3 protein-coding genes and 1 pseudogene are annotated in these 3,866 nt (G+C 61.6%); all 4 read right to left on the bottom strand.

Features of this window, described 5'->3' with window-relative positions:
- Positions 1–552: pseudogene (locus EN914_RS27575) on the bottom strand (Fe-S cluster assembly protein SufD); the annotation flags it as partial.
- A gap of 19 nt (positions 553–571) precedes the next feature.
- Positions 572–1,327: a Fe-S cluster assembly ATPase SufC gene (gene sufC / locus EN914_RS27570; RefSeq protein ID WP_023810312.1), complete on the bottom strand. Its 756-nt coding sequence runs from the start codon at positions 1,325–1,327 to the stop codon at positions 572–574.
- A gap of 27 nt (positions 1,328–1,354) precedes the next feature.
- Positions 1,355–2,872 (bottom strand): Fe-S cluster assembly protein SufB, encoded by a 1,518-nt coding sequence (gene sufB, locus EN914_RS27565; protein WP_013532161.1) that lies wholly within the window; start codon positions 2,870–2,872, stop codon positions 1,355–1,357.
- Positions 2,873–3,114: 242 nt separating this feature from the next.
- Positions 3,115–3,866, bottom strand: a 752-nt coding sequence (locus EN914_RS27560) for a cysteine desulfurase family protein (RefSeq protein ID WP_127389389.1), incomplete at its 5' end; no start/stop codon positions are given.

Here is a 3,866-nt window from a genome sequence, read left to right as displayed (position 1 = left end):
CTTGGCGCCGGCGCCGACGCGAACGGCCAGGCGCACATGGGTCTGGCCGCCCGCCTGCAGGTTCTGCAGCTCGACCGGCTTTTCAAGTTCCACACCATCCGCGATGTCGACGAAATACCCGTCGGCGACAAAAGCCGTGTTCAGCGCGCCGATGGCGTCGTCGCTGCCATAGGGGTCGAGCCCAGCTGCTGCGCTGCCGTCGACCAGCTTTTCCGACAGGCGCTGGAAAGAGACGCCTTCAAGAACCGGCGCTTTGGCGTCGGACTTGCCGTTCAGGATCGACACCACGGTGGAACCGTCGACGATCGGCGCAATGACTTTGGCCAAGGCGGCCGGGTCGAAGTCCGGCACGGTATTCAGCAACCGGCGCAGGTCGGTATAGTGCCAGGATTCGACGCGCCGCGTGGGCAGGCCGTGCTTGATCGTCTCGATGGCGTCGTCGCGCTTCAGCATCACCGCGCCGTCGCCGGGCAGCAGCGACAACCGGTCGCCGAACGCGTCGATCAACGCTGTCTCGGCCGGTGTCCGCTGCGGTTGTGCGTGCATATTCATCAAACTGCCCTCTGGCATCTCACGCTGCTTCGCCGATCACGCCGGCATAGCCATTGGCTTCCAGGTCGAGCGCTAGCGACTTGTCGCCTGACTTGATGACCTGCCCCTTGTAGAGCACATGCACGGTGTCGGGCACGATGTGCTCAAGCAGGCGCTGGTAATGGGTGATGACCAGGAACGCCCGGTCCGGCGCGCGCAGCGCGTTGACGCCATCGGAAACGATCTTCAGCGCATCGATGTCGAGCCCGGAATCGGTTTCGTCGAGCACGCACAATTTCGGCTCCAGCAGCTTCATCTGCAGGATCTCTGCCCGCTTCTTCTCGCCACCGGAGAAGCCGACATTGAGCGGCCGCTTGAGCATCGCCATGTCCATGCTGAGCGAGGCGGCGGCTTCCTTCACGCGCTTCAAAAATTCCGGGATCTTCAGCGGCTCCTCGCCGCGCGCCTTGCGCTGCTCGTTCATCGCCACTTTCAGGAATTCCATGGTGGCGACGCCCGGTATCTCCATCGGATACTGGAAGGCGAGGAAGATGCCTGACGTGGCGCGCTCGGCCGGATCCATTTCGAGGATCGACTGGCCGTTGTAGAGGATGTCGCCCTCGGTCACCTCATAGTCCTCGCGACCGGCGAGGATGTAGGACAGCGTCGATTTGCCCGAGCCGTTCGGCCCCATGATCGCGGCGACCTCGCCGGCTTTCACCGTCAGGTTCAGGCCGCGGATGATTTCGGTGCCGTCATCGACGATGCGGGCGTGCAAATTTCTGATTTCAAGCATTTTTTCGTTTCCTGAATATCTGTCCGGTCAGCCGACCGAGCCCTCAAGCGAGATACCGATCAGCTTCTGCGCTTCGACCGCGAATTCCATCGGCAGTTGCTGGATGACGTCCTTGACGAAGCCGTTGACGATCAGCGCGATCGCCTCCTCTTCAGGGATACCGCGCTGCATGACGTAGAATTTCTGGTCCTCGGAAATCTTCGACGTCGTCGCTTCGTGCTCGAACTGCGCCGTCGAATTCTTGGCTTCCATGTAGGGCACGGTGTGCGCGCCGCACTGGTCGCCGATCAGCAGGGAATCGCAGTTGGTGAAGTTTCGGGCGTTGGTCGCCTTGCGGTGCGCCGAGACCTGGCCGCGATAGGTGTTCTGCGAGAAGCCGGCGGCGATGCCCTTGGAGATGATGCGGCTCGACGTGTTCTTGCCGAGGTGGATCATCTTGGTGCCGCTGTCGACCTGCTGATAACCGTTCGAGACAGCGATCGAATAGAACTCGCCCGAGGAATCGTCGCCGCGCAGGATGCAGCTCGGATATTTCCAGGTGATCGCCGAACCTGTCTCGACCTGCGTCCACGAAATCTTGGAGCGGTCGCCACGGCAGTCGCCGCGCTTGGTGACGAAATTGTAGATGCCGCCCTTGCCCTCGGCGTCGCCGGGATACCAGTTCTGCACCGTCGAATATTTGATCTCGGCATCGTCGAGCGCCACCAGTTCGACGACGGCGGCATGCAGCTGGTTCTCATCGCGCTGCGGCGCCGTGCAGCCTTCGAGATAGGAGACGTAAGCCCCCTCCTCGGCGATGATCAGCGTGCGCTCGAACTGGCCGGTGTTCTTCTCGTTCATGCGGAAATAGGTCGACAGCTCCATCGGGCAGCGCACGCCCTTGGGCACGAAGACGAACGAGCCGTCGGTGAACACGGCCGAATTCAGCGTCGCGTAATAATTATCGGAGGTCGGCACGACCGAGCCGAGATATTTCTTCACCAGCTCCGGATGCTCGCGGATGGCTTCCGAGATCGAGCAGAAGATGACGCCGGCCTGCGCCAGCTCCTTCTTGAAGGTGGTGACGACGGAAACGGAATCGAACACGGCGTCGACGGCGACGCGGCCCGATTTGTAGACATTGTCGCTGACTTCCTCGAGTTCCGAGGCGTCGGTCTTCTGCACGCCGGCGAGGATTTCCTGCTCGCGCAGCGGAATACCGAGCTTCTCGTAGACCTTCAAGAGTTCGGGATCGACATCGCTGAGCGAGGTCGGGCCGGGCGTGCTCTTGGGCGCCGCGTAGAAGTAGATGTCCTGGAAATCGATCTTGGGATAGTGGACGCGCGCCCAGGTCGGCTCGTCAAGCGTCAGCCAACGGCGATAGGCTTCCAGACGCCATTCCAGCATCCAGGACGGTTCATCCTTCTTGGCCGAAATGAAACGGATAATGTCTTCGCTGAGGCCTTTGGGGGCCTTATCCATCGCGATTTCGGTCTGGAATCCATATTTGTATTGGTCGACGTCGATCTTTCGGACCCGATCGATCGTGTCCTGCACAGCAGGCATATGCGTTCTCCATCCACGCCGGGGTCAAGGCCCGACAGTTTTCAAACTATGGCACCGCCAAAAACGAACCCCAAAAGGCGCTTGCGGCAGCGTAAGTTTCATATAGTGCGCTTCGACCGGAAATTCACCCGGCCAGCATGAAACGCACGGCTCTACCAGGCCGAATGGCCCAAATCATTTTCGTCAAGCATCGGATTTTCCCGAAAACCGCTACGCGCTTTTCGGTCCGATGCTCCAACCGCTCACGCGGCTTTTTCTCTATCCGCCCGACGCGCGGCGATTCCCGTCAGCGCAACGCGAAACAACTCGATGTCTTCCGCGCCCGTCGCCGGACCGATCGACACGCGCAAGGCGCCAAGGCTGTCACCGTATCCCATGGCTTTCAGCACATGGCTCGGTCCGACCTTGCCGGACGAACAGGCAGAGCCGGCCGACAGCGCTACGCCGGCCAGATCGAAGGCGATCTGCGCGGTTTCGGCTTTGACGCCCGCAATAGCGAAGAATGCCGTATTGGCAAGCCTTGGCGCACCGGTTCCGAAGATTTCCGCGTCCGGCACCAGCGTTTTCACGATGGCCTCGATCTCGTCGCGGCGCCGGCGCACCGCATCTATGGCCGGCAATCCGGCCAGGGCCTCGCGGGCGGCCGCGCCAAAACCGGCAATGGCAGCGAGGTTTTCAGTCCCGCCGCGATGGCCCTTTTCCTGACCGCCGCCATTGATCAACGGCTTCGGCATCATCAGATCCGAAGCCGCGACGATGGCGCCGACGCCCTTGGGACCACCGATCTTGTGCGAGGACAGAATCAGATAATCGGCGTAACCCGCTGATAGATCGATCGAAACACGCCCGGCGGCCTGCACGGCGTCGACCATGAGGATGCCGCCCGCCGCCTTGACGATCCCGGCGATGCGATCGATCGGCTGGATGACGCCGGTCTCGTTGTTGGCGGCGTGGATGGCAACCAGCGGCAGGCCTTCGCTCTTGTCATGACCAC

It is taken from the genome of Mesorhizobium sp. M7A.F.Ca.CA.001.08.2.1, from assembly GCF_003998455.1.
GTDB lineage: Bacteria > Pseudomonadota > Alphaproteobacteria > Rhizobiales > Rhizobiaceae > Mesorhizobium > Mesorhizobium ciceri.
Note: the sequence above shows the minus strand (reverse complement) of the source record. Positions and strands in the feature narration are given on the sequence as shown.